The organism is Xanthomonas sp. JAI131 (assembly GCF_013410075.1).
In the GTDB taxonomy this organism is placed as follows: Bacteria; Pseudomonadota; Gammaproteobacteria; order Xanthomonadales; family Xanthomonadaceae; genus Xanthomonas_A; species Xanthomonas_A bonasiae.
Map to the genome: position 1 here is coordinate 824061 of NZ_JACCCN010000002.1, position 26841 is coordinate 850901.

Below are 26841 nucleotides of genomic sequence, written 5' to 3' on the forward strand. Positions count from 1 at the left end.
TTGCGGCGATCGCTTGCCACGGATGGCACGCGCGCCGATCGAGCGGCGCCATCGCAACTGCGGCAGCGGCCTTACGCATGGCGAACTGTCGCAATGCATGACGCCGTGTGGCAACAAGATGGAAAGATGCGCGTCAAGCTGGCGGCCGATGATAGTGGGGTCTTGTTTTCCGGCTTTGCCGCATGCGCCCCTTTTCATCCGTACTGCAGGCGCTGGAATCGGTCTGTTTCACCGCACCGCCAGCCGCGAGTTCCCAATCTCGCAAACGTATCGAAGGCATCCTGCTCGGTCTGTTGACGATCGTCCCGCTCGCGCTGCACGCCGCACCCAAGCTCAACGAACTGCAGTACATCGGCAGCCACAATAGCTACCACGCCGGTTTCGCGCCCAGTGAAGCCACGTTCTGGAAGCGGATGGACCCGGCATCGTTCGCGATGCTGGACTACCGCCATCCGCCATTGGCGCAACAGCTCGACGATGGCGTCAGGCAGATCGAACTGGATCTCTATGCCGATGCCAAGGGTGGCCGCTATGCGCACCCGGCGATCGTGGAACAGATCGCCAAGGCTGGACTGCCGCCAGCCCCGGCCATCGCTCCCGCCGGCGTGATGGAGAAGCCTGGAATCAAGGTCATGCATGTGCAGGACCTGGACCAGCGCAGCACCTGCCAGCCGCTGGTCGCCTGCCTGCAGGACGTGCGCGCCTGGTCCAGGCGACACCCGGGGCATCTTCCGATCTTCATCCTGCTCGAAACCAAGCAATCGCCGCTGCAGCTCGGCTTTCCCACCGTGCAGCCCGAACCGTTCGATGGCGCCGCGATGGATGCGCTGGATGCGGAGCTGCGCTCGGTGTTCGCGCCCGGCGAGTATCTGAGCCCGGACCAGGTGCGTGGCGATGCGCCCACGCTCAATGCCGCCATCCTCGCCCGTGGCTGGCCAGCCTTGGCCGAGACGCGCGGCAAGGTCGTGTTCCTGCTCGACCAACGTTCGGCCGGCAACAGCTATCTGCCTGGCCACCCTTCGCTGCGCGGCCGGGTGTGCTTCACCAATGCCGTTGCGGGCGAAGCCGACGCCGCCTTCACCGAACGCAACGACGGCAGCGCGGAAGAGATCGCGCGCCTGGTGAAAGCCGGATATCTGGTGCGCACGCGCACCGATGCGGACCTGAAAGAACCGGCGCGCAACGACACCACGCGCCGCGACGGCATGCTCGCCAGCGGCGCACAGCTGCTCAGCACCGATTTCCCCACTCACGAAGCGGCCGCTTCCGGCTACGTGGTGCGTTTCGATGGCGACGCGGCCGCCCGCTGCAATCCGCAACTCCCGAACGCACGCTGCGCCGGCGTCGATCTGACGCATTGAATCGACGCCGCTCGCCCCGTTTCGTACCGCACCACCTCCACACACCTGTCGCAATGGAACGCATGGGCGATGCAATCGCCTGCGCCCGCATCGCCGGGGCCAGGGTACCCAAGCTCACCAACCGCGAGTTCTCTACATGCAGTCCACCCGTTCCATCAGCCGCCTGACCTACGCCATCAGCATCGCCCTGACGTTCTGCGCACCCGCGTTCGCGGAGGACGCGAGCCCACGCACCCCCACCACGCTGGATTCGGTCAACGTGCAGGCCGACCAGGCGCCCGCGCCCGGTTCGATCAACGAACAGCGCCTGTCCAACAGCGTCAACAGCGTGATGGACAAGGAGCAGATCGACGCCATTCCCTCGGCCGGCATCGCCGACGTGCTCGCGCACATGCCGGGACTGTCGGCCTACAGCGACATGCACCTGGGCCAGGCCACCACCGGCGAGAACGCCTACGTCAGCATCCGCGGCATGGACGCCAGCTACAACGCCTACACCCTCAACGGCTTCGGCATGCCCGAAACCGACTCCTCGACCCGCGCGATCTCGTTGAACATGCTGGCGCCGTTCGGCATCCAGTCGGTGCAGGTCTCCAAGGCGCCAACGCCCGACATGCCCGGCGACGCGATCGGTGGCGCGATCGACATGCGCACGCCCAGCGCGTTCGACTTCAACGGCGATTTCTACGGCAAGACCACCGCGCAGGGCCAGTTCAACGCGCTCGCCTCGGACCTGGGCGGCAAGGACAAGGGCGGCACGCTGCAGCAGGAACTGGCCTGGAAGTTCGGCGACAACCAGGCCTTCGGCCTCTACGCGTCCGCCTATTACGGCAAGAACAACAACATGGCGCAGGCGCCCGCGCCCAACAGCAAATACGTTCCGGCCGATCCGGCGCAGGCCAATGCCGTCGATCTGCGCGACGTGGGACCCCTGGTCAGCACCCGCTACAAGTACAGCGTCTACACCAGCCAGATCGAACGCTACGGCGGCAACCTCGCGCTCGACTGGCAGGGCGAGCACAGCGCGCTGTACGCCCGCGCCCTCTACGGCAGCTACCGTGTCACCGGGCAGCAGGACCAGTCCAGCGCGCGCCTGGAAACCTATCTGAACCAGCCCACGGCCGTGCGCGGCGGCTACTTCAACACGCACGACATCGGCGAGAAGCTGGCGACGCTGCAAGTGGGCGGCAAGACCACGCTGGACCGCCTGCAGTTCGACTACGGCAGCTCGTTCGGCCGCGGCACCCGCAGCCGGCCGGACTACGTCTCGGCCAGCCTGTACGGCTTCACCCCCGGCAGCTTCGCCTTCGACCTCAGCGACCCGACCTATCCGAGCATCGGTCCCAGCTCCGACGCGCTGAAGAACTATTTCTACAACCTGGATTCTGCATTGCTGTGGAAGGTGCAGGGCCATGACGCCGGCAGCCACGACAACCGCGTCAATGCGCACACCGACATCACCTACCGCGTGGACGACAGCGTGCTGGACAGCGTCAAGGTCGGGCTGTCGGCCGACCACGCCGACCGCGGCGCCTACGACCATCCGTTCTTCCACAAGGACGGCAACTTCGTCACCAACGGTCCCTACTTCGGCGGCCCCAACTACGCCTTCCCCACCGCCGGCGGCCCGCCGCTGAGCGCGATCCCGGGGCGGGTGACCTACGGCGCCTTCGATGGCCACTATGCCGGCCCGTTCAAGATCCTGGACCGCAACTGGATGCTGGCGCAGGCCGTGCCCTACAAGTACATCGACGATCCCAAGGGCGCCGGCGTCTATACCGCCAACGACTACAACGCCAACACCACCTCCAGCACCGAGGCGATCTATTCCGGCTACGCGATGGCCACGCTGCACGTCGGCGACGTGACCGTGCTGCCTGGCGTGCGCTACGAGCTGACCCGCTACTCGGCCGATTCCTGGCAATCCAGCGGCGACGGCATCAATGGCCGGTTCGTCGGCACCGGCCGCACCTATGGCGAAGTGCTGCCGGGGATCAGCCTCAACTATCGCCCGGACGATCTCACCGTCTACCGCGCCTCGCTGCGGTGCAGCTTCAGCCGCCCGGCCTTCGGCCTGATTTCCGGCGAGACGGTGTACACCATCGACCCCAACAACACGGTCATCGGCATTTCCAAGCCCAATCCCGACCTCAATCCGAGCAAGGCCGACAACGCCGACCTGTCCGCGGAGTTCTACGACCACCACGGCGGCGTGCTCAGCGCGGCGACCTACTACAAGCGCATCACCGGCTTCGTCTACACCTCGCAGTCGGCCACCAGCAACGACAACACGCTCGGCGGCCTGGTTCCCACCGGCACCACGTTCGAGAACGGCGTGCCGGTGACCATGCCGCAGAACGGCGGCACCGCCAAGCTCTACGGCGTGGAACTGGCGGCCAGCAAACGCCTGCAGGATCTGCCCGGCATCTGGGGCAATTTCGGCGCCACCGCCAACCTCACGCTGCAGCACAGCGAAGCGGACAGCAAGCGCCCGGATCAACCGGAAACGACTTGGTTGCCGCGCGCGCCGGAACGCATCTACAACCTGGACCTGTTCTACGAGGACACGAAGCTGCGTGCGGACCTGAGCTACAACTACACCGGCCTGCAACTGCTCGGCCTGACCAGCGACCGGCTCAACTACTACCTGCAGCCGGTGAAGTCGCTGGACTTGAATGCCACCTACCACCTGCCGCACGGCATCGACCTCGGCGTGTCGGCCAAGAACCTGCTCAATGCGGCCACCTTCTACGAGACCCAGGGCAAGTCCAAGCGCTACATGGCCTACGATCCGGGTGCCGACGGCGCCTATGTCGAGACCGGCCGGGTGTACATGCTGACGGTGGGCTACACCTACTGAGCGCGGCCTGCCTCCGGCGAAGCGCGCCGGAGGCGTCGCGGCTGGGTTCTTGGAAGCGAGACGGATGCGCGGCCCGGCAGTGCCGGCCGCGCTGCGGTCAGCCGGCAGCCAGACATTTCACGCTGGCTAGTCGCGGCGCTTAGGCATGGTGGCTGCAATTCATGCCGGAGTCGCCGATGTCCCGCCTATCGCTTCCACTCGCCTGCCTCGCCGTGCTGTTCGCGAGCGCCGTCGGCACTGCATCGGCGCAGCCGCCCGCCAAGGCCGCGGCCTCCACCGCGGCCCCGGATAGCGGCGAACGTTCGCCGCTGCGCGCACAGGTGCTGCTGGACCGCGCGCACTTCTCCCCGGGCGAGATCGACGGCCAGCCGGGCTCCAACCAGCGCCGCGCGGTCTCCGGCTTCCAGCAGGCGCGCGGACTGACCGCAAGCGGCGAACTCGACGATGCCACCTGGCAGGCGCTGGCGCAGGACAGCGCGCCCGCGCTGATCGCCTACACGCTCACCGCCGAGGACGTCGCCGGTCCGTTCCCCAAGATCCCCGAGGACACCGCGGAGAAGGCCAAGCTGACGGCACTGGGCTACGAATCGGTGGAAGAGCGCCTGGGCGAACGCTTCCACGCCGCGCCTGCGCTGTTGCGCGCGCTCAACCCGTCGGTCGACTTCAGCCAGGCTGGCGCCAGCGCGCAGGTGCCGAACGTGCTCGGCACCGCGGCGCTGCCGAAGGCAGCCAAGCTGGTGGTCGACAAGTCCGACTCCACCGTGCGCCTGCTCGACGCCGGCGGCGCGATCCTGGCCCAGTTCCCCGCCTCCACCGGCAGCGAGCACGATCCGCTGCCGATCGGCGACTGGAAGATCAAGGGCGTGGTGCGGCAGCCGACCTTCCACTACAACCCCAAGCTGTTCTGGGACGCCGACAAGTCGGACAAGAAGGCCACGTTGGCCGCAGGCCCGAACAATCCGGTCGGCGAGGTGTGGATCGACCTGTCCAAGGACCATTACGGCCTGCACGGCACGCCGGATCCGGCGCGGGTCGGCAAGGCGCAATCGCATGGCTGCGTGCGCCTGACCAACTGGGACGCGCTGACCGTGGCCGCCGCGGTGAACGCGTCGGTGCCGGTGACCATGCAGGAGTGAGCGGATGAAGACCGTGCTCAGTCTGGCGGCGCTGGTAATGGCGGTAGCGCTCGGCTACTGGGTGCTGCGCGCCGGCGTACAGGTGCGCCCCAGCGCAGCCGCGGCCGGCGACGCAGCGGCCACGCCCGCGATGTCCCCTGCCACAGCGCCAGCAGCGGCACCGGCACAGCGCGAGGCGACCGCGCCGGCGCCTTTGCCTATGGCGATGGACACCCCGCCGGCGGCGGCGCCTGCCGCGGCCGCAGCGCCCCCCGCGGCCGCGCCGGCGAACGCTTCCGACGACCTGCTGATCCCCGTACAAGGCGTGCGTCGCGACCAGTTGCAGGACACCTTCACCGACGCGCGCAGCCAGGGCCGGCGCCACGACGCGATCGACATCCTGGCGCCGGCCGGCACGCCGGTGCTGGCGGTGGCCGACGGCAGCGTGGAAAAGCTGTTCGACAGCGAGCGCGGCGGCCTCACCGTGTACCAGTTCGAACCCAGCGGCCGCTACGCCTACTACTACGCGCACCTGCAGCGCTACGCGGATGGACTGGCGGAAAAACAGACGCTCCGCCGCGGCCAGGTGCTCGGCTATGTCGGCAGCACCGGCAATGCCGATCCCGGCGCGCCGCACCTGCATTTCGAGATCCACCGGCTGGGCCCGGAAAAGCAGTGGTGGAAGGGCGAATCGCTCAATCCGTATCCGCTGCTGCGCGGCGAGCAGCGCCTGTAGGCGCAGGCGCGGCCCGACGCTGCGTCTCGGGAGGCTGCGCGATCGCAGGCGCCTCCGCCTCGTGCCTGGACCTGCCGACGGCTCGATGCCTTGACCCGCGGGCCTCAGCCCCACCCCGCCAGGCCGGGGCGTGCCAGGGCTGGCGGCAACCCGGCAACGGCAGCTTGAACCGCACCGGACCGGCGGGGCGGCTTTCGGGCCGCCGCCGGGGTTGCCGGCCGGCCCGCCATGTCATTCGCGTGTAAAATTCCCGGTTTTACCCAGAAGCAATGGCGAAAGCTCTTCCACGGCCGCCTGTCCCGGGCCCGGCGTTCATTCGCCTCCTCGCACGTCTCACCGACGCCGACATCGCGCCGTCCAGCCCCGCGCTGGCCGACCGGCTCGGCCAATGGATCGACTGGACGCGCGCCGTGGCCGTGTCCAGGGCGCTGGATGGCAGGCTGCCCGCGATCGACGCCGACGCGCCATTCGAGGGCGTCGACGCGCACGAGTGCGCACGCGTGCGCCGCGCGCTGGAGGAGGCGATTTCCAGCGACACCGCCGCGGACGCCGGCAAGCAAGGCCCCCGGCCTGGCCAAGCCGCCGACGCGAACGCGCCGCTCGACTACGCGCCGTTCCGCCAGCGCTACCTGTCGCTGCAGCGGACGATGCTGACCGCGACCGGCCGCCTGCGCGGCCAGCTGCGCGACACGCTGGCGCGGACGTCGGCGGACATGGCGCGGCTGGCGGAGGTGGATGCGGTCATGGAGCTGACCCTGAGTCCGCGCGAACAGACCCTGCTGGCTGCCGTGCCGGCGCTGCTGCAACAGCATTTCGAACGCCTGCGCGAGACCGAGCCCACCGCGGCGGCCGACACGCACACGGCGGACACCGCTCAGGCACCGACCGCCAACGCCTGGCTGGACGTGTTCCGCCAGGACATGCGCAGCGTGCTGCGCGCCGAGCTGGATGTCCGCTTCCACCCCATCGACGCGCTGCTCGCAGCGCTGCGCCCCCGCTGACCGAGACCTCATGTTCAAGAACTTCTTCAATTCCGTCGTGTTCCTGGCCGGCCTCGCCGCCGTGTGCTGGATCGGCGTGGGCTATCTCGGCACCAATCCGCTGGGCGTCGGCTTCGCGCTGCTGATCGGCGCGTGCTACGTGGCCGGCGCGCTGGAGCTGTACCGCTACCGGCAGGCCACGGCCACGCTGGTCCACGCCGTGGCCGACGCGGACGCGGCGCAGTCCGACCTGGGCGGCTGGCTGCAACGCCTGGACCCGAGCCTGCGCAATGCGGTGCGCCTGCGCATCGAGGGCGAGCGCGTCGCCTTGCCGGCGCCGGGACTGACCCCGTACCTGGTCGGCCTGCTGGTCCTGCTGGGCATGCTCGGCACCTTCCTGGGAATGATGGCGACCCTGCGCGGTACCGGCCTGGCGCTGGAAAGCGCGACCGACCTGCAGGCCATCCGCGACTCGCTGGCCGCACCGGTCAAGGGCCTGGGCTTCGCGTTCGGCACCTCCATCGCCGGCGTGGCCAGTTCGGCGATGCTCGGCCTGCTCGCCGCGCTGTGCCGGCGCGAGCGGCTGCAGGCGGTGCAAGGGCTCGACCTGGCCATCGCGACCACGCTGCACGTCCATTCGCAGGCGTTCCAGCGCAGCGAAGCGTTCAAGCTGCTGCAGCGGCAGACGGAATTGATGCCGGCATTGATCGACCGGCTGCAGGCGATGGCGACCGGTATCGAGCAACAGGGCGCCGCCAGCGGCGAACGCCTCGCAAGCAATCAGGACGCCTTTCACGCCAGGACCGAGGCCGCCTACACGCGCCTGGCCGGCGCGGTGGAGCAGTCGCTGCAGGCCGGCGTCGCGGAGAACGCGCGCGCGCTCGGCGCGGCGCTGCAGCCGGTGGTGCAGGCCACCCTGGACGGCCTGGCGCGCGAAACCGCCACGCTGCACGAGCACGTCGGCCAGGCCGTGCAACGCCAGCTGGACAGCCTGACCAGCGGCTTCGAGAACGCCGCCGCGCGCGCCGCACAGGCGTGGGATGCCGCGCTGGCCGGCCAGCGCGACACCAACCAGGCGCTGGTCCAGGATCTGCGCAGCGCGCTGGACGGCTTCGGCGACAGCTTCGCGACGCGCTCGAACGGCGTGCTGGATGCCGTGTCGGCGCGCCTGGACGCCACGGCGGATGGCGCCAAGCAGGCCTGGAACGATGCGCTGTCGCGCCAGCAAGAGATCAACGCGCAATTGGCGGCGCGCAACGCACAGGCGCTGGATGCGATCTCGGTACGACTCGACGCCACCGCCGATGGCGCCAAGCAGGCCTGGAGCGATGCGCTGTCGCGCCAGGAAGCGATCAACGAACAGCTGGCAGCGCGCAACGCACAGGCGCTGGACGCGATCTCGGTACGCCTCGACGCTACCGCCGATGGCGCCAAGCAGGCCTGGAGCGATGCGCTGTCGCGCCAGGAAGACGTCAACGCCGCCCTGGCCGAGCGCAACGCGCAGGCGCTGGACGCGGCCGCAGCGACGCTGGAACAACGCGCGGCGGCGCTGGTCGAGGTCATGCAGCACTCCCACGCGCAATTGCAGGACGCGCTGCAAGCGCGCGATCAGGCGCGCCTGGCCACGTGGACCGACACGTTCGCCGCGATGGTCGCCGCCTTGAACGCGGAGTGGGAACGCAACGGCGAGCGCATCGCGCAGCGCCAGCAGGACATCTGCGCCACCCTCGAACGCACCGCAGGCGCGATCGCGGCGCAGACCCAGGCGCATGCCAGCGAGACCATCGCCGAGATCTCGCGCCTGGTGCAGACCGCGTCGGAAGCGCCGAAGGCCGCCGCCGATGTCGTCGCCGAGCTGCGCCAGAAACTCTCCGAGAGCATGGTCCGCGACACCGCCATGCTGGAAGAGCGCAGCCGCCTGCTGGACACGCTGCACACCTTGCTCGACGCGGTGAACCACGCCTCCACCGAGCAACGCACCGCGGTGGACGCCCTGGTCACCACCTCGGCGGATCTTCTCGAACGGGTCGGCACCCGCTTCACCGACCACATCGAAGCCGAGACCGGCAAGCTCGAATCGGTCGCCGCGCAGGTCGCGGTCGGCGCCACCGAAGTGGCGAGCCTGGGCGATGCGTTCGGCGGCGCGGTGGAGGCGTTCGGCCACTCGAACGCGGCGCTGCTGGAGCGCCTGCAGGGCATCGAACAGGCGCTGGACAAGTCGCTCGCGCGCAGCGACGAGCAACTGGCCTACTACGTGGCCCAGGCGCGCGAAGTCATCGACCTGAGCATGCTGTCGCAGAAGCAGATCATCGAGGAACTGCGCCAGCTGTCGGCCGGGCCGGCGCATGACGGAGCCGAAGCGGCATGAGCGACGAGCTCGAGATCGAAGCCGACGCCGGCGCGCCGATCTGGGCCGTGTTCGGCGACCTGATGTCGGTGTTGTTGGGCGCGTTCGTGCTGATCCTGATCGGCGTGATCGGCGTGCAGCTGCAGCTGTCGCACAAATTGGACGAGGAAGTCCGGCAGCGGCAGGCCGAGGCGCGGCAACGCAAGACCCTGGAACAGGCGCTGGCCGCGCCGCTGGCGGCAGGCCGGGTGACCCTGGTCGATGGCCGCATCGGCATCCGCGGCAGCGTGCTGTTCGCGCTCAATTCCGATCAGCTGCAGCCCGAGGGACGCGAAGTGCTGAAGAGCCTGGCCGCGCCGCTGGCCGGCTACCTCAAGGCGCGCGGCGAGATCCTGATGGTCAGCGGCTTCACCGACGACCGCCAGGTGCGCGACAGCAATCGCCAGTTCGCCGACAACTGGGAACTGTCGGCGCAGCGCGCACTGACCGTGACCCGTGCGCTGATCGACGAAGGCGTGCCGGCCGATGCGGTGTTCGCCGCCGCGTTCGGCGCGCAGCAACCGGTCAGCCCGAACACCGACGAAGCCGGACGCGCCAGCAACCGGCGCGTGGAAATGGCGCCGCTGCCGAAGCTGTCCACGTCTGCCGCGAAACCGCATGCGCGATAACGCGACACCCGCGAGCGAATTGCTCGGCGCATGGCGGCAGCGGCAGGCCGAGCGCCTGGATCCGCTGCGCTTCCGCTTCATCGAAGCGCTGGCGCGGCGCGTCGATGCACATCATGGCCAAGCGCGGCGCCTGCTGGAGCAGAAGCTGTCCGCGCTGCTCGACGCCTATGCCGCGGATCTGGCCAGGATGCCGGCCGCGACAACCGCCGATGCCCAAACCGATACCGACGACGGTGCGGCCATCGCCGATACCGATACCGCGCCTCCCGCGACCGCGACTGCGACCGCACGCAGCCCGCTCGGCGAACTGCTGCAGCGGTTCGCCGGCGCCGCCGCGCATGACGCGCATGGCGCGAACGACACGGCAAACGCCATGCCGCCGCAGCCTGCGCAGCAACTGCCCGCACTCGACGATGCGCGCAGACTGTGGACCGAGCTGCGCAGCCGCAGCCAGCTGCGGCAATCGCTGCAGCAGGCCCCTGCCGATGCCGGCCCGCTGAATTCCGGCGTGCTGGTGCATCGCGCGCTGGCACTGATGCGCACCCTGTCGCCGGGCTATCTGCAGCATTTCCTCGCCTACGTCGACGCGTTGTCGTGGCTGCAGCGGATGCACGACGATGATGTGCTCGCGACGCAGCAGAAACCCGGCGCGGATATCGGCAAGAAGCCGACGCGCGGCAAGCCGCGCAAGCGCGGCTGAAACCCGGCCCACGCGCTGGCCGCAATGCGTGCCCGGCGCACAATCCAATCCAGGCCGATAACGCCCCTGCAGGAGCGGCTTCAGCCGCGACAGGCTGCATCCGTAAAGCCCGTCGCGGCTGAAGCCGCTCCTCCAGGGGACGCGCCTGAATTGCGCAACAGCGCACGCAAGAAAAAGGCCGGCTTGCGCCGGCCTTTTCCGTTGCCGCCGAAGACGCTGCGTTACAACGCCTTCGCCGCCGCGACCACGTGCTCGGCGGTGATCTCGAAGTACTTGTACAGCTCGTCGGCCGGTGCCGAGGCGCCGAAGGTGTCGATGCCGACCACCGCACCGTCCAGGCCCACGTACTTGCGCCAGAAACCGGTGACGCCGGCCTCCACCGCCACCCGCTTGCGCACCGCGTTCGGCAGCACCGATTCACGATAGGCCGCATCCTGGCGGTCGAACACGTCGGTCGACGGCATCGACACCACGCGGGTCTTCAGGCCCGCGGCATCCAGCACCTTCTTCGCGTCCACGGCCAGCCCAACTTCCGAACCGGTGCCGATCAGGATCACGTCCGGCGCGCCGCCCTCGGCATCGGCCAGCACGTAGCCGCCGCGTTCGATCTGCTTGATCTGCGCGTCGCTGCGCGCCTGGAACGGCAGGTTCTGGCGGCTGAACACCAGGCAGCTCGGGCCGTCCTGGCGGGTGATCGCGGCCTTCCAGCTCACCGCCGATTCGACCGTGTCGCACGGGCGCCACACGTCGTTGTTGGGGATGTAGCGCAACGAGGCCAGGTGTTCCACCGGCTGATGGGTCGGGCCGTCCTCGCCCAGGCCGATCGAATCGTGGGTGTACACGTGGATCGCATGCGCCGGGTTCAACGCGCTCATGCGCACGCCGTTGCGCGCGTAGTCGCTGAACACCAGGAAGGTGGCGTCGAACGGGATGAAGCCGCCATGCAGCGCAAGCCCATTGGCGATCGCGGTCATGCCGAACTCGCGCACGCCGTAGTACACGTAGTTGGCGTTCGGGTCGTCGGTGGCGACCGACTTGCTGGCCTTCCACAGGGTCAGGTTGGAATGCGCCAGGTCGGCCGAGCCGCCGACCAGTTCCGGCAGCAGCGGCGCGAAGGCTTCGATCGCCATCTGCGAGGCCTTGCGCGAGGCGATGGTCTGCGCCTCGCTCGCCTGCTTGGCGATGTAGGCGTCGGCCTGGGCGATGAAGTCCTCCGGCAGCTCGCCATGCGAGCGGCGGGTCAGCTCCGCGGCCTCGGCCGGGAACTGCTTGGCGTACTTGTCGAACGCCTGCTCCCACTCGGCCTGGCGCAGCGTGCCGGCGCCACCGGCGCGCCAGCCGTCGTAGATCTCCTGCGGGATCTCGAACGGGCCGTACGGCCACTGCAGCGCCTTGCGCGCGCCTTCCAGCTCGTCCTTGCCCAGCGGCGCGCCGTGCGAGGATTCCTTGCCGGCCTTGCTCGGCGCACCGAAGCCGATGGTGGTGCGGCAGCAGATCAGGGTCGGCTTGTCGCTCTCGCCGATGGCGGCCTCGATCGCGGCCTTGATCGCGTCGGCATCCTGCCCGTCGACATCGCGCAGCACGTGCCAGCCATAGGCCTCGAACCGCGCCGGGGTGTCGTCGCTGAACCAGCCGGCGGTGTTGCCGTCGATGGAGATATGGTTGTTGTCCCAGAACGCGACCAGCTTGCCCAGGCCCCAGGTGCCGGCCAGCGAGGCGGCTTCGTGGGAGATGCCTTCCATCATGCAGCCGTCGCCCATGAACACCCAGGTGCGGTGGTCGACGATCTGGTGCTCGGGGCGGTTGTAGCGCTGCGCCAGCAGCTTCTCGGCCAGCGCGAAGCCGACCGCGTTGGCGAAGCCCTGGCCGAGCGGACCGGTGGTGGTCTCCACCCCGGGGGTCTCGCTGCGCTCGGGGTGGCCGGCGGTCTTGCTGTGCAGCTGGCGGAAGCGCTTCAGCTGGTCCAGCGGCAGGTCGTAGCCGGACAGGTGCAGCAGCGCGTACTGCAGCATCGAGCCGTGGCCGTTGGAGAGCACGAAGCGGTCGCGGTTGAACCACTTCGGATTGTTCGGGTTGTGGCTGAGGAAGTCGTTCCACAGCACTTCGGCGATGTCGGCCATGCCCATCGGCATGCCGGGATGGCCGGACTTGGCGGCCTCGACCGCATCGGCGGCGAGGAAGCGGATCGCGTTGGCGAGCTGGCGGCGGGTAGGCGTCGTCATGTGGGTTCTATTGGACCGGGAGCGGGCGCGGGGGCGTCGGGTCCACCATTGTCCCACAGCCCGGGGCGCAGGACAGTCACCGGACCTGGACCCGCGGCGGCGGCGGCCTGGAACGCCGCCGCGACCGGCCGATCAGCCGACCGCAGCCGCCCGTGGCGCGGCGTCGTCCCCCTCACCCTTCGCCACCAGGGTGGTCAGCGCCAGGTCGCCGGTCACGTTCAGCGCGGTGCGGCACATGTCCAGGAAATGGTTGACGCCCAGGATCATGCCGATGCCGACCGGGTCCACCCCGACCATCGCGCAGATCAGCGCCACCACCGGCAGCGAGCCGGACGGCACCCCGGCGGTGCCGATGCCGCCGAGGATGCACACCAGCATCACCATGAACTGCTGGGCGATGCTCAGCTCCACGCCGAAGAACTGGGCGAGGAAGATCACGGTGACGCCCTCGAACAGCGCGGTACCGTTCTGGTTGGCGGTGGCGCCGACGGTCAGCACGAAGCGCGACACCTTGCTCGGCAGGCCCATCTCGTCGGCCACGCGCAGCGCGGTGGGCAAGGTGGCGTTGCTGGAAGCGGTGGAGAACGCCATCACCGTGGCCTCGCGGGTGGCACGGAAGAACGCCAGCGGCGAGCGCCCGGCCAACTTCACCGCCAGCCCGTAGGTCACCACCATGTGCAGGCCCAGCGCCAGCACCACCACGCCGACGTAGGCGCCGAGCCGGATCAGCAGTTCGAAGCCGAACAGCGCCGCCAGGTTGAACATGAAGCAGGCCACCGCGTACGGCGCCAGGCGGATCACCAGCCCGATCAGGGTCATCGAGATCTCGAAGATGCCCTCGATGCCGCGCCGCAGCGTCGCCACCTTGGCATCGTCGCTGAGCACCATGCCCACGCCGAACATCACCGCGAAGAACATCAGCGACAGGATCGCGCCGTTGCTGGAGGCGGCGGCGACCACGTTGTCGGGCACGATCGCCAGCAGCATGTCCATGCCGCGCGGCTGCTGCTTGCTCTGGTCGACGATCTGCGCGGCGCGCTCCGCGTTCTGCTGCAGCAGTTGCTGCGCCAATGCGTGGTCCACGCCGATGCCCGGCTTGAGCACGTTGACCAGCACCAGCCCGAGCAGCACCGCAATGCCCGACAGCACCACCGTATAGCCGAGCGTCTTCCAGCCGATCCGGCCCAGCGCGCGGATGTCGCCCATCTCGGAAATGCCCATCACCAGCGCCGAGAACAGCAACGGCACGATCAGCATGAAGATCAGGCTGAGGAACAGCTTGGACAACGGCGTGGTCAGGTAGGTGGTCAGCGCCTGCACCCAGGCCGCATCGCCGCCCACGCTCATGTGCACGGCCAGACCGAACACCAGCCCGACAGCGAAGCCGATCGCCATTTTCCAATGCAAAGGCATGCCGGTCTTGGCCTTCACGGGGGTGTCGGTCATGGTGTGCGCCTTGCAGAAGGGAACCCCGAGCTTAACAAACCCGCACCGGCGGGCCGCAAGCCCGCGCCACAGGGCGAGTGCACTGCGCGCCGCGTCGCCCAGGCCCGCGCCGACGCTGCTTACGCGTCGCGCGGATACAGCGGCGGCAGTTCGTCCTTGCCGTGCTTGCGCGGCGCATCGCGCCAGCGCGGCCCGGCCCAGAACGCCTGGCGCAGCGCGGCGCGCGCGCCAGGCACATCGCCGGCACCGCCCCAACGCGCGCGTTGCAGGCGCAGCACCGCCTCGCGTTGCGCCGGATCGTCCAGGCGGGTCAGCAGCGCATCGAGATCGGCGACGCCGGCCTGCGCGCACAGGATCGCCGCGACCTCGTCCAGGCCGCCGGCATCCAGTGCCTTGCGCAGGTCGGGCAGGCCGTAGCGGGCGCGTGGCGCAGCGCCCGCCGCAGCCGGCGCAGCGTGTGCGCCGGCCGGTGCACGCGCACCGCGGCTGCGGCGCCAGGCCCAGACCAGCGTCGCCAGCCACAACAGCGCGAACAGCGCGGCAAGCGCCATCCACAGCGGCAACGACCCGGCCCACCCGGACACCGCGTGGGTCGGTGTCACCGCGTTGCCGGCCGGCGCGGCGTCCACGCGCGGCACCGCTGCGCTGGCCGGCGCGGCCGGCGCGACGGGTGCGGCACGCCCGGGCAGCACCTGCAGGTCCAGATCGGGCAAGCTGGCCTCGCGCGCGCTGCCGGCCGCCACGTCCCACCATGGCACGCGCAGCCCGCTGACCCGCAACGGCCCCGCGGTTTGCGGCACGATCGAGTAGCGCCGGGTGATCTTCAGTTGCGGGCTGCCGTCGACGAACGTCTCGTCGAACTGCGGCGGTTCGGCGAACACCTGCGCGCCATCGACGCTCGGCGTCGGCAGTTCCGGGAACTGCGCCTGGGTGGCGCCGCGCGCGCTGGCCTCGACCACGATGTCGGCCGCCTCGCCCACCGCCGCACGTTGCGGCGTGGCGGTGTAGCGCAGGCGCAGGTCGTGCAGCGGCAGCCACGGCTGCGGCGCATTGGCCGGTTGCGCGCGCACCTGCAGGGTCTGCGCCGCACTGCGCGCGCTGAGGTCGCCGCCGCGGCCGAAATAATCGTCGAAGAAGCCGCTGGGACCGCGGCCGCGGAAGCGCGCGCCGGGCAGCGTCAACGGCCCGCTGCGCTCGGGCACCAGCAGATAGCGGCGCTCGACGATGGTGAACATGCGTCCGTCGATCTCGCGCCGGCTCTGGACATCGTCGCCGATGCGCTGCAGCGCGGCGCCGGCCGGCGGATCCAGGTCCAGTTCGCCCGAGGTCAGCGGCACGCCCAGATACAGCCGCACCACCACGCCCACGCTCTGCTGCACATACGGCTGCGCGTCGTCGGCCACGGTCTGCACGAACACGTCGGCGTTGCCGAGCTGCGCCGGATCGCCGGCGCGGGTGCTGCCGGCCGGCGCCGGCGCGGCCGCGGCGACCTGCAGCCGCAGCGGTGCGGTGCGCTCGTTGCCCACGCGCAACGACGGGATGTCGAGCGTGCCGGTGCCGCGCGGGGTCAGCGCCACGCCGAACAGCGACTTGGCCGTGACCTGGCCGTTGACCATCTGCATCTGCCGGCTGTTGACCTCGTCGCTGAGCGCGAACTGCGCGCGCAGCGGCGCGTACTCCGGCGCCGCCAGGCCCTGGTCGGTCTCGATGTTGAGGGTGACGCTCTCGCCGGCGCCGATGCTGTCGCGGTCCAGCCAGGCGCGGGTGGCGGCCGCGGCCGGCAGCGCCAGCGCGGCCAGCAGCAGCCCCGCCCACAGGGTCAGCATCGCCGACCGCATCCGCGTGGCGGACGCGTCCCGGCGCCAGCGGCGTTGCTTGCGTTCGATCATGGTCCTTCCCGCTGCCTGCGTTCGTGTTCGAGCTTGAATTTGGCGCGCAGCAGGTTGCCCGGATCGTCCGGTACCCGCCGCAGCCATGCCTCCACCGCCTGGCGCTGTTCGCGCTGCTGCGGGGTTTCCGCGGCGACCGCGGCGGCGCGTGCGGCCGCCTCCTTGCCTGCCGCGCCCTGCTGCGCCATCGCCTGCTGCATCTGCTGGCGCTGCGCCGCGTCGGCCTGCTGCTGTGCCTGCGCATCGCCCGGCTTTGGCGTCCCCGGCGGCGGCGCATCCTTGTCCTTGGACCCCGCCTGCGACGGCGCATTCTTCTGTCCCGGCTGGCCTTGCGCATCCGCCGGCGACGGCGCCTTGGCCTGCGACGGGTCCTGGCCCTTGGGCGCGCCACCGGCGCCCGGCTGCGGCTGGCCCTTCTGGTTCTGCTGCGATTGGTCCTTGCCCTGCTGTCCCGGCTTGTTCTGCCCGGAGTCGTTCTGCCCGGACTGGCGCTTGCGCGCGGCATCGACCGCGGCGCGGTTGGCGATCGCATCGGCCATCTGCGGATGCTGCCGCAACGCCTTGTCGTAGGCGTCGATCGCCTCGTCGTAGCGGCCCTGGCGGGCCAAGGCATTGCCTAGGTTGTACCAGCCCTGGTCGCTGTCGATGCCCTCGAACTGCTGTTGCGCGGCGGCGAAATCGCCCTTGCGATAGGCCTGCACGCCCGCGTCCAGACGCTGCTGGCGCACCTGGTCGGCACGCCGCCACCAATCGCCGCCGACCGCCTCGGCCGCCGCCGCACGCGCCGGCAGCGGCATCGCCAACGGCAGCAGCAACACCAGCAGCAACGCAGCGCCACCGCGGCGGCGGAACGCGAACAGCGCCAGCAGCAACAGCGGCGGCAGCAGCCAATAGCCCTGATCCACCCAGACCCGTCCACTGTGCTCGCCGGCGGCCGTCGCGTCCTGCTGCTGCGCCGGTTGCAGCACGCCCAGCTCGCGCAGATCGGCATCGGTGGGCGTCAGCGCGGCGTAGCGGCCGTTGCCGGCGCTCGCCAGCGCTTGCAGCGAGCCCGGATCCAGTTGCGCGTGGCCGACGCCGCCCTGGCCATCGCGATAGGCCGCGCCCTGCGTGGTTCCCAATCCCAGCGCCGACACCCGGTAGCCCTGCCCGGCCGCGCGCGACGCGGCCTGCTGCGCCTGCGCGTCGGCCTGGTCGCTGAGCAACAGGATGTCGCCGCGGGTGAAACCGGCCTGGCGCAGCAGCTGTGCCGCCCAATCGATCGCCAGGTCGGTGCGCTGCCCAGGCGCCGGCATCACCTGCGGCGACAGCGCATCCAGGAACAGGGCGACGTTGGCCGCGTCGTCGGTCAGCGGCGCGACGGTGTAGGGTTCGCCGGCGTAGGCCAGCAACGCGACTTCGCCGCCGGCACGCTCGCGCAGCAGCGTCGCCAGCTTGGCGCGCGCCTGCAGCAGGCGCGACGGCGGCAGGTCGCCGGCCTCGATCCGCGGCGACAGATCCAGCGCGATCACCAGCGGCGTGCGCGACTGCCACAGCGGCTGCTGTTCCTGGCGCCAGCTCGGCCCGGACAGCGCCACGACCGCAAGCACGTAGCCGAGCGCGGCCAGCCACAACCCGGACAGCGATTGGCGGCCATCCTCCTTCGCCAGCAGATGCGGCAGCAGATGCGCGTCCACATTGTGTCGCCACACATTGCGGCGCCGGCGCCGGCGCAGCCAGCTCCAACCCAGCAACGGCAGCAACGACAACGCCCACAGCCACTGCGGACGCAGCAGGTGCAACGCCTCCAGGAAACCGAGCACCGCGTTCATTGCCGCCTCCAGGGCCACACGAAGGCGATCAGTCCCAGCAGCAGCGCCGCGCCCAGCGGCCACGCATAGCGCTCGATCCGCGGGCGTACCGCCGGGCCGGCCGAACGCACCGGTTCCAGGCGCTCCAGTTCCGCATAGATCGACACCAGCTGGTCGGTATCGCGGGCGCGGAAGAAACGGCCGCCGGTGTCCTGCGCGATCTTGCGCAAGGTGTCCTCGTCGACCTGGTCGTCGCCGCCGCCACCGGGCATCGGCAAGCCGAACAGCGAATAGCCGCCGGTGCCGCCGAAGGCGATGGTGTAGACACGCACGTGTTCGGCCTTGGCCAGCTCCGCCGCCTTGATCGGTTCCAGCACGCCGGCGGTGTTGACGCCATCGGTCAGCACGATGAGCACCCGGTCGCCCTGCGGCTGCTCGCGCAGGCGCTTGACCGACAGCGCGATCGCGTCGCCGAGCGCGGTCTCGCGTCCGGCCAGGCCGACCACGCTGTCGCGCAACTGATCGCGCACCGTCGCCAGGTCGGCGGTCAGCGGGGTCAGCGCATACGCCTGCTGGCCGAACACCAGCAGGCCGATACGGTCGCCGTCGCGGCGGTCGAGGAAGTCGGCCAGCACCGCCTTGGCCGCGGTCAACCGATCCACCACACGCCCGCCCAGGGTCATGTCCGGTTCGCTCATGCTGCCGGACAGGTCCACCGCCAGCATCAGTTGCCGCGCCTGCTGCGGCGGCGAGATCGGCTCGCCCAGTTGCAGCGGCCGCGCCGCCGCACCGCACAGGCAGAACCAGGCCAGCCATGTCAGCCACAGGCCGACCCGCCACAGACCGCCGCGCGCAGGCGCAGCCGCCACCGCCTGCAACTGGGCGCCGTACGGCACGCGCAAGGCCGGCGCGCTGCCGCGCTGCGCCGGCAGCAACAGGCGCGCCAGCAGCGGCAACGGCATCGCCAGCCACATCCACGGCCAGGCGAACCCGGCAAGCAGATCGCTGAGATTTTGCCAGTGCAGCGAAAGCATGCTCATCGCCATCACGCGCGACGCCCGCCCATCAGCTCGAGGAAGCGGCGCCGCGCCAGCGGCAGCAGCGCTTGCAGTTGCGCATGATCCAGTTCGCGCCGATAGCCGCCATCGAGCAGCACGCGGCCCGGTCCCGCAGAGAAGTCCTGGCGCTTGCCGCCGTCCAGGAAGCGCAGCCATGGCTCGCCCTGCAACGCGGCGGCGCCCGGGTCGCGCCGCCGCGCCGCGCGGCGCAGCAGTTCCGACACGGCGGCCACTTGCGCCGGCGCCGCGCCGGTGGCGAGCGCCGCATCGAACTGGCGCTGCCAGCGGCGCCGCCGCGCGCGCCGCCAGGCCCACAGGCCGAGCGCGATGCCCAGCGCCAACACCACCGCTGCGCCAAGCAGCAACCAGCCTGGCGCCGGCGGCCACCACGGCGGCGCCGGCGGCAGATGCACGTCGCGCAGCGGCAGTTGTTGCGGCGTCATCGCGGCGCGCTCCCGCCGGGCACCGGCAGCAGCCAGGATTCGCTGGCCGCGTCGCTGCGCAGCACGCGCACCTGCACGCCGCGGCCGGGCAGTTCGGCCACCAGGGTTTCCAGCGGCGCGACGAATTGTTCGTGCCAGCGCTGTTGCGCGCTGGCCGCCTGCAAATCGATTTCCACCCGGCGCCCGCCGGCCCAGAACGGCAGCGCCGCCCGCGGCGGCTGCAGTTCCAGCGCGTCGGCCAACAGCAGCAGCACCACGTCGTTGTGCAGCGCCAGCCCGGCCCAGCGCGACGCCGGAATCGCATTCGCGCTGGCCGGATCGGCCAGCACCACCAGCCGCGAGCCCGGCCGCAGCAGCTTGGCCGCGTGTTCCAGCGCCACGCCGAGGCCGGCATCGTCCTGCGGCGGCTGCGCGTACCAGCGCGCCAGCGCGTCGAGCACGCGCAAGGCGCCGCGCGGCCCGGCCGCCGGCGGTACCGGCGCCTCGCTGCGGCTGCCGCGCAAGGCGGCCAGGCGGTCGCCTTGGCGCTGTGCGGTCCACGCCGCCACCGCCCCCGCACGCGCCGCCTGCACCGACTTGAAGCGCACGCGGGTGCCGAAATACAGCGTCGGCGCGGTATCGGCCACGATCAGGCTGAGCCGCTCGCGCTCGGCCTGGAACAGCTTGGTATGGGTGCGCCCGCTGCGCGCGGTGAGCCGCCAGTCGATGTGGCGTACATCGTCGCCGGCCACGTATTCGCGCGACTCGGCGTACTCCATGCCGCGACCGCGCAGCGCCGCCGGCGCACTGCCGCTGAGGCCATGGCGGCCACGCCGCGGCGGCGGCACCCGCGCCACCGTCGCGCGCAGCGCCACCAACTCGGCCAGCGTCGGCCGCACGCCATCCGCGCCGGTCGCGGCGTCGGCGCGCAGCGTCTGCGGAGGCATCACCTGCACCGCCATCGTCGCTTACCTCGCCTGCGCCACGCTGCCGCGCGCTGGCCGCACGGCGGCGCGGTGCACCGGCGTGCTGCGGCGCTGCGGCCGCCCGGATTGGCGCTGCCGCTCGCTCAAGGCGGCGGTACCTTGTCCAGCAGCGCGGCGACCAGACGATCGCCATCCCAGCCCTCGGCCGTGGCCTCGTAGCTGGGCAGCACGCGATGGCGCAACACGTCCGGCGCCACCGCACGTACGTCGTCCGGGGTCACGAAATCGCGTCCCGCCAACCAGGCACGTGCGCGCGCGCAGCGCTCCAGCGCGATCGAGCCGCGCGGGCTCGCGCCCCAGGCGATGCGCCGTGCCAGTGCCGGGTCGTAGCCGCTGGCATCGCGCGAGGCCAGCACCAGTTCGATCAGATAGCGCTCCAGCGGCGGCGCCATGTGCAGCGACAGCACCGCGCGCCGCGCAGCGAACACGTCGTCCAGCGGCATCCGCGGCGGCGGCGCCTCGCCATGGTCCAGGGTTTCGCGCGCACGCTCGCGCGCCAGGCGCAGGATCTCGGCCTCGGCGGCGGCCTCCGGATAGCCGATCCGCACGTGCATCAGGAACCGGTCCAGCTGCGCTTCCGGCAGCGGGAACGTGCCTTCCTGCTCGATCGGGTTCTGCGTGGCCATCACCAGGAACAGCTTCGGCAGCGCATAGGTATGCCGGCCGACGGTGACCTGGCGCTCGCCCATGGCTTCCAGCAACGCCGACTGCACCTTGGCCGGCGCGCGGTTGATCTCGTCGGCAAGCAGGATCGGATGGAAGATCGGCCCGGGCAGGAACTCGAAGCGGCTTTCCTGCGGACGCCACACCTCGGTGCCGGTCAGGTCGGCCGGCAACAGGTCCGGGGTGAACTGGACACGGGCGAAATCCGCTTCCAGCCGCGCTGCCAGCGCGCGGATCGCGGTGGTCTTGGCCAGACCCGGCGCGCCTTCGACCAGCAGGTGGCCGTCGGCGAGCAGCGCGATCAGCAGGCGCTCCACCAACGCGGACTGGCCGACGATGGTTTCGGACAGGCCGTCGCGCAGGGCGAGGAACGCCGCATGCAGGCGCTGCTGCTCGGACGCGGCGGGAGTGGGATCGAAGCTGGAGGGCGTGGTGTTCATGTGCCGAGTTTGACCCATCGGCGGTGAAATGGTTCTGCGTCCGGCGCAACAATCGGCCGCAAATTCAGATTTGCCTCATCCGCCGGCACAAACGACGACGGGAGAAGCAGAGGCTTCTCCCGTCTCGAGACTACCGTGGTTGTTGGCAGGCGCGCCGTCTTTCGGCACGGCCGGCGCGTCAGCCGGCGGCAGGCGCGCGCTTGGCCACGCGCATCACCTTCGGGGTCACGAAGATCAGCAATTCGGCCTTGCTCTTGCTGCGGCCGCGCTTCTTGAACAGATTGCCCAGGAACGGGATATCGCCCAGGAACGGCACCTTGGAAATGCTGTTGCGGTCGGTGAACTCGTACACGCCGCCGATCACCACGGTCTGGCCGTCGTCCACCAGCACCGCGGTATTGATCTCGCGGCGGTTGATTTCCGGAACGGTGCCGTAGTCGTCGAGCGTCACGTAGTGATCCACTTCGTCCTTCTTCACGTTCATGTTCAGGAACACGCGGCTGTCGTCGGTGATGGTCGGGGTGACCTTCAGCTCCAGCAGCACTTCCTTGAACTGCACGTTCGGCGTCGCCGCGGTCCCGGCGGTGCCGCCGGTAATCGTGACGTAGGCGATTTCCTTGCCTTGCTTGATGACCGCCTCGCGCTGGTTGGAGGTCACGATGCGCGGATTGGAGATGACCTCGCCGCGGCCCTCTTCCTGCAGCGCCGTCAGCTCCAGATCCAGGTTGAAGTTGCTGCCCAGCAGGGTATAGGCCAGGCCCGACATGGTGCCGGTGGTGAAGGTGCTGCCGCCCAGATCCACGTTGAGTCCGCGCGTGGCCGCGGCGCCGCCGCCGGTCGCGCCGCTGCCGATGGTCGCCGTGTTGCCGCCGTAGGTCTTGGTGCCGCCGATGCCGAACTTGGCGCCCAGGTCGCGGGCGAAGGTATCGGTGGCGATGACGATGCGGCCCTCGATCAGCACCTGGTCGACCGGACGGTCGATCACGTTGATCAGCTCGCGCATCTGCGCGATCTTCTTCGGGATGTCGCTGATCATCAGCGTGTTGGTGCGCTCGTCGGCGACGATGCGCCCGCGCGGCGACAGGAACCCATTGTCGTTCTGGCTGCTGCCACCGCCACCGCCGCCACCGGAGCCGCCGCCGATTCCCTTGGCCTCGGTCAGCGCTTTGAAGATCGTGGTGGCGCTGTGGTAGTTGATCTGGATGTAGTCGGTGCTCAGGTCCTCGCGGTTCTCGATCGCGATCCGCGCGTCTTCCTTGTCCTGCTCGAACTTGGCCAGTTCCTGCTGTGGCGCGACCCAGACCACGGCGCCGTCGCGGCGCTTGTCCAGGCCCTTGGCGCGCAACACGATGTCCAGCGCCTGGTCCCACGGCACGTTGACCAGGCGCAGGGTGACGCTGCCCTGCACGGTGTCGGAGGCGACGATGTTGAGGTTGGATTCCTCGGCGATCAGCTGCAGCACGGTGCGCACCGGCACGTCCTGGAAGTTGAACGTCACCGGGCGGCCGCTGTAGCCGCGCGCGGCGACCTGCGCCGCCGCCTGGCTGACCGTGGCCGCGCTGACCGCGCCCACCGCCGGCGCCGAGGTCCGCGGCGAAATCTCCACCACGTACTCGTTCCCCGACTGGTAAGCCAACGACTCGAAGGCGCCGTTGGTGCTCAGCACCAGCTGCGCGCCACCGGCGTACGGCTTGGCGTCGATGCGCTGCACCGGGGTGGCGAAGTCGGTGACGTTGAGCGGACGCTGCAGTTCCGCCGGCAACGAGGCGTTGCCGACGTCGACCACCACGGTGTTGCCCTGGGTGCGCAGGTCGGGACTGGCGCCGGCGCCGCTGAAGTGCAGGATCAGCCGCCCCGCATCGCCGTCGCCGCGCTTGAAGTCGATCTTCGACACCGTGAGCTTGGCCGGTGCCTGCGCCGTCGCCTGCGCCGGACCCGCCGCCGGCGTTGCCGCCAGCGCCGCGCCCATCGCGGCCGAACTTCCCAGCAGCGCCGCCAACCCCAATGCGCGTAGCCGCACCGTCGCGTGGCGCCGGATGGGACGCAGGCTCAGGGCTTTGGAAAAAGTCATCGTGCTATCCCCATAATCAATCATTGATCGTCCAGCGCCACGGCGGCCGGACGTTCCAGCCAACCGCCAGCGCCATCCGGCACCAGTTCAATCAAATCGATGCGATCCTCGTGCACCCCGGTCACGCGGCCATCGCTCTGCCCCATGTAGATGCCGGGACGGACCCGATACGTCACCTTGTCCGGCGCCATCACCAGCGCCACCAGGCCCGCGCCGTTGCCCAGCGTGCCGACCATCTTCAGGCCGTCCAGCGGGAACTGCTCCAGCGGCTCCTTGCGCCGGTTCGGATCCGGGCGCAGCCCGTTGTTGCCGTCCGGACTCGACCAGGCATCGCTGAACGGATCGCGCAGGCCCTGCGCCGCATATTCGAAGGTCTCGAACTGCTGCATCACCGGCAGCGGCTCCAGCGGCTGCGCCGGCCGCGCGCGCACTTCCTTGACCCAGTTCTCCAGGTTCGGCGCGTCACCCGGCGTGCTGGTCACGCCACGGCCGCAACCGCCGAGCAGCGCCACCAGCGCCAGCCCTGCCAAGCACTCGAATGCCCTGGTCCGCCGCTTCATGCGCCACCGCCTTGCTTGGAACCCTTCTTCGCCGCAGCCGCCGCCTTTTCCTGGTCCGCCATCTCCTTGTCGTCCAGATAGCGGTAGGTCTTGACCGTGCCGGACAGCTCCAGTTCGCCGCGCGTGGTGATGCCGGCCTTCTTGTCCTTGGGCTTCAAATTGATGTCGTGCATGGTCAGGATCACCACCCGCGGCAGCGACGCCACGCCGCTGACGAAGGCGCCGAACTGGTGGTAGCTGCCGACCATGCGCAGCGCGATCGGCTTCTCCGCGTAGAACTCCTTCGGCGACTCCGGGCCCGGCTGGAACAGTTCGTTGGCCAGGCCGCTGGACAACGCGGTCTGCGAGATGTCGATGATCAGGTCCGGCATCTCGGTCTTGCTCGGCAGCTGCCGCAGCATCTGTTGCAGCACCTGCTCCATCTGCGCCAGCTGCTGCTTCAGCGGCTGCAGATTGACCGCTCGGCTCTGCTCCTTCTCGAACGAAGCGCGCAGCTCGGTTTCCTTCTGCTCCAGCGTTCCCAGCTCGTCGCGCTTGTCGCTGAGCAGCAGGAACCAGGACAGGATCAGGATGAACAGCGTGACCAGCACGCAGAAGCCGATCTTGGCCTGCTGCGGCCAGTTGCCGAGATTGTTGAAGTCCAGGTCTTTTACGTTGAATTTCTTGCTCATGACGCCGGTCCCTGTTGCGCTGGCGTGGCCGCTGGCGTCGCCGGCGCGGCGGCCGGCGGCGTCGCAGGTGCAGTCGGTGCAGTCGGTGCAGTCGGCGCGGCAGGCGCGGGAACGGCAGCGGGTGCCGGCGCGGCGGCGGCGCCCGGAACCGGGGCTGCGGCAGGTGCGCCTGGCGCCGGCGCGGCAGCGCCCGTCGCCGCGTCCGAGCCATCGCCCGGCACCGGCAGCTTGACCTTGAGGGTGAACACGTAGGGCAAGGCCTTGGCGTCGACGATCGGCCCCTTGACCTCCTTGTCCTGCGCCTTGGCCTCGATCACCGACAGCTCCGGATTGGTCATCCAGCCCGAGCCCTCGAGGTTGCGCATGTAGGCGCTGACCCGCGCATTGGATTGCGAGCGCCCTTCCAGCGTGAGGATGTCGCCTTCCTGCTTGACCGCGGTCAGCACCACGCCGTCGGGGATCGTGCGCACCAGCGAATCGAACAGGTGCACCATCTGCGAGCGCTTGGCCTGCAGTTCCTCGATGACCCGCTTGCGCGCCAGCAGGCGCCGCTTCTGCTCGTCGAGCTTGTCGATTTCCTTGTTCTGCGCCTTGACCTTGTCGATCTCGGTCTGCAGGTAGGCATTGCGCTCGTTCTGCCCGGTGATCTGGCGGTCGTAGTAGAACCAGATCAGCAGCGCCAGCAGCACGCCGGCCAGCGCGGCGAAGCCCAGCATCGAGTAGAACTCACGCTCGCGCTGCTTGCGCCGCTCCGCCCGCCAGGGCAGCAGATTGATTTTTGCCATCAGTCGAAGCTCCTCAGAGCCAGGCCGGTGGCGATCATCAGCGCCGGTGCGTCCTGGGCCAGCGCATGCGCCTGGACCTTCGGCCCCAGGGTCATCTGCGCCAGCGGGTTGGCGACCACGGTCGCCACCCCCAGTTGTTCCTCGACCATCTCCGGCAGCCCGGCCAGCGCCGCGCAACCGCCGGCCAGCACGATATGGTCGACCCGATTGAATTCGCTGCCGGCGTAGAAGAACTGCAGCAGGCGGCTGATCTGCTGCACCGTGGCTTCCTTGAACGGCTCCAGCACCTCGATCTCGTAGCTTTCCGGCAACCCGCCCTGGCGCTTGGCCATGCCGGCTTCCTCGTAGGTCAGGCCATAGCGGCGCATCACTTCGTCGGTCAGCTGCTTGCCGCCGAACACCTGTTCGCGGCTGTACAGGCTGCGTCCGCCGCGCAGCACGTTGAGCGTGGTCATGGTGGCGCCGATATCGACCAGGGCGACGACGCCGTCGGCCGCCACCGGCAGCTCGCTGGCGACCAGCGCGAACGCGTTCTCGACCGCGAAGGCCTCCACGTCCATGACCTTGGCGACCAGGCCGCCGAGCTCCAACGCCGACTGGCGCAGCTCGACGTTCTCCGAGCGCGACGCGGCCAGCAGCACCTGCACCATTTCCGGGTTGTTGGGGATGATCCCCAGCACCTCGAAGTCCAGGTTCACTTCGTCGATCGGGTATGGGATGTAGTTGACCGCTTCCAGCTCGACCTGCGCTTCCAGCTCGTTCTCGTCGAGCTCGGCCGGCATCGGGATCAGCTTGGTGATCACCGCCGAGCCGGCCACCGCCGCGGCGGCATGCTTGGCGCGGGTGCCGGAACGGGTCACGGCGCGGCGGATCGCCTCGCCCACGGCCTCGACCTCGACGATGTTCTTCTCGACCACGGCGTTGGGCGGCAGGGGTTCCACGGCGTAGTGCTCTACGCGGAACCGGTTGCCGCTACGGGACAGCTGCAACAGCTTGACCGCGGTCGAACTGATATCGACACCGATCAGCGGTTGCTGACTCTTTGGAATAAGCCCCACGGATTTTCCCCTG

At 69.9% G+C, this 26841-nt stretch carries 21 protein-coding genes; 8 read left to right on the plus strand and 13 right to left on the minus strand.

Annotated features, from left to right (window positions below):
• Window positions 1-290: 290 nt before the first annotated feature.
• The 8 genes from HDC36_RS10245 to HDC36_RS10280 all read left to right on the plus strand — a co-directional run bounded on the left by HDC36_RS10245 (window position 291) and on the right by HDC36_RS10280 (window position 10767).
• Window positions 291-1361, plus strand: coding sequence for a phosphatidylinositol-specific phospholipase C1-like protein (locus HDC36_RS10245; RefSeq protein ID WP_343204343.1), 1071 nt, complete (start codon window positions 291-293; stop codon window positions 1359-1361).
• A 136-nt stretch (window positions 1362-1497) separates the two neighbouring features.
• Entirely contained in the window at window positions 1498-4221 is a 2724-nt protein-coding gene (locus HDC36_RS10250; RefSeq protein WP_179566880.1) for a TonB-dependent receptor, read from the plus strand.
• A gap of 176 nt (window positions 4222-4397) precedes the next feature.
• A complete protein-coding gene (locus HDC36_RS10255; protein ID WP_179566882.1) occupies window positions 4398-5357 on the plus strand; it encodes a L,D-transpeptidase in 960 nt (319 codons plus the stop codon).
• Between the two features lie 4 nt (window positions 5358-5361).
• On the plus strand, window positions 5362-6072 hold the full coding sequence (locus HDC36_RS10260) for a M23 family metallopeptidase (RefSeq protein WP_179566884.1): 711 nt from the start codon (window positions 5362-5364) through the stop codon (window positions 6070-6072).
• Between the two features lie 269 nt (window positions 6073-6341).
• Window positions 6342-7073 carry a DUF3348 domain-containing protein gene (locus tag HDC36_RS10265; RefSeq protein WP_179566886.1) on the plus strand — a complete coding sequence of 244 codons (732 nt, stop codon included), beginning with the start codon at window positions 6342-6344 and terminating at the stop codon, window positions 7071-7073.
• Window positions 7074-7083: 10 nt separating this feature from the next.
• Window positions 7084-9420, plus strand: coding sequence for a DUF802 domain-containing protein (locus HDC36_RS10270; protein ID WP_179566888.1), 2337 nt, complete (start codon window positions 7084-7086; stop codon window positions 9418-9420).
• Entirely contained in the window at window positions 9417-10067 is a 651-nt protein-coding gene (locus HDC36_RS10275; protein ID WP_179566890.1) for an OmpA family protein, read from the plus strand. The genes HDC36_RS10270 and HDC36_RS10275 overlap by 4 nt, the downstream gene beginning before the upstream one ends.
• Window positions 10057-10767, plus strand: a complete 711-nt coding sequence (locus HDC36_RS10280) for a DUF2894 domain-containing protein (protein WP_179567994.1) — start codon at window positions 10057-10059, stop codon at window positions 10765-10767. Before HDC36_RS10275 ends, HDC36_RS10280 begins: the two co-directional genes overlap by 11 nt.
• Window positions 10768-10988: 221 nt before the next feature.
• On the opposite strand, the gene tkt is transcribed toward HDC36_RS10280, so the two are convergent.
• The 13 genes from tkt to HDC36_RS10345 form a co-directional block, all read right to left on the minus strand.
• The gene (gene tkt / locus HDC36_RS10285; protein WP_179566892.1) at window positions 10989-12989 is read right to left on the minus strand and encodes a transketolase; all 2001 of its coding nucleotides are present in this window, start codon (window positions 12987-12989) and stop codon (window positions 10989-10991) included.
• A gap of 132 nt (window positions 12990-13121) precedes the next feature.
• Window positions 13122-14435: a dicarboxylate/amino acid:cation symporter gene (locus tag HDC36_RS10290; RefSeq protein ID WP_179566894.1), complete on the minus strand. Its 1314-nt coding sequence runs from the start codon at window positions 14433-14435 to the stop codon at window positions 13122-13124.
• A 119-nt stretch (window positions 14436-14554) separates the two neighbouring features.
• Window positions 14555-16273 (minus strand): BatD family protein, encoded by a 1719-nt coding sequence (locus HDC36_RS10295; protein WP_255432730.1) that lies wholly within the window; start codon window positions 16271-16273, stop codon window positions 14555-14557.
• Between the two features lie 47 nt (window positions 16274-16320).
• Window positions 16321-18135: a tetratricopeptide repeat protein gene (locus HDC36_RS10300; RefSeq protein ID WP_179566896.1), complete on the minus strand. Its 1815-nt coding sequence runs from the start codon at window positions 18133-18135 to the stop codon at window positions 16321-16323.
• Complete coding sequence (locus HDC36_RS10305; RefSeq protein WP_179567998.1) at window positions 18132-19148, minus strand: VWA domain-containing protein; 1017 nt, start codon at window positions 19146-19148, stop codon at window positions 18132-18134. The genes HDC36_RS10300 and HDC36_RS10305 overlap by 4 nt, the downstream gene beginning before the upstream one ends.
• An 11-nt stretch (window positions 19149-19159) precedes the next feature.
• On the minus strand, window positions 19160-19615 hold the full coding sequence (locus HDC36_RS10310; RefSeq protein ID WP_179566898.1) for a DUF4381 family protein: 456 nt from the start codon (window positions 19613-19615) through the stop codon (window positions 19160-19162).
• Entirely contained in the window at window positions 19612-20541 is a 930-nt protein-coding gene (locus HDC36_RS10315; RefSeq protein ID WP_179566900.1) for a DUF58 domain-containing protein, read from the minus strand. The genes HDC36_RS10310 and HDC36_RS10315 overlap by 4 nt, the downstream gene beginning before the upstream one ends.
• 122 nt (window positions 20542-20663) lie before the next feature.
• Window positions 20664-21683 (minus strand): MoxR family ATPase, encoded by a 1020-nt coding sequence (locus tag HDC36_RS10320; protein ID WP_179566902.1) that lies wholly within the window; start codon window positions 21681-21683, stop codon window positions 20664-20666.
• A 178-nt stretch (window positions 21684-21861) separates the two neighbouring features.
• Entirely contained in the window at window positions 21862-23754 is a 1893-nt protein-coding gene (locus HDC36_RS10325; RefSeq protein ID WP_179566904.1) for a type IV pilus secretin PilQ family protein, read from the minus strand.
• 20 nt (window positions 23755-23774) lie between these two features.
• Window positions 23775-24314, minus strand: coding sequence for a pilus assembly protein PilP (locus tag HDC36_RS10330; RefSeq protein WP_179566906.1), 540 nt, complete (start codon window positions 24312-24314; stop codon window positions 23775-23777).
• Window positions 24311-24985, minus strand: a complete 675-nt coding sequence (locus tag HDC36_RS10335; protein ID WP_179566908.1) for a type 4a pilus biogenesis protein PilO — start codon at window positions 24983-24985, stop codon at window positions 24311-24313. Before HDC36_RS10335 ends, HDC36_RS10330 begins: the two co-directional genes overlap by 4 nt.
• Entirely contained in the window at window positions 24982-25770 is a 789-nt protein-coding gene (locus HDC36_RS10340; protein WP_179566910.1) for a PilN domain-containing protein, read from the minus strand. The genes HDC36_RS10335 and HDC36_RS10340 overlap by 4 nt, the downstream gene beginning before the upstream one ends.
• Window positions 25770-26828, minus strand: coding sequence for a pilus assembly protein PilM (locus tag HDC36_RS10345; protein WP_338123791.1), 1059 nt, complete (start codon window positions 26826-26828; stop codon window positions 25770-25772). Before HDC36_RS10345 ends, HDC36_RS10340 begins: the two co-directional genes overlap by 1 nt.
• Window positions 26829-26841: the final 13 nt, after the last annotated feature.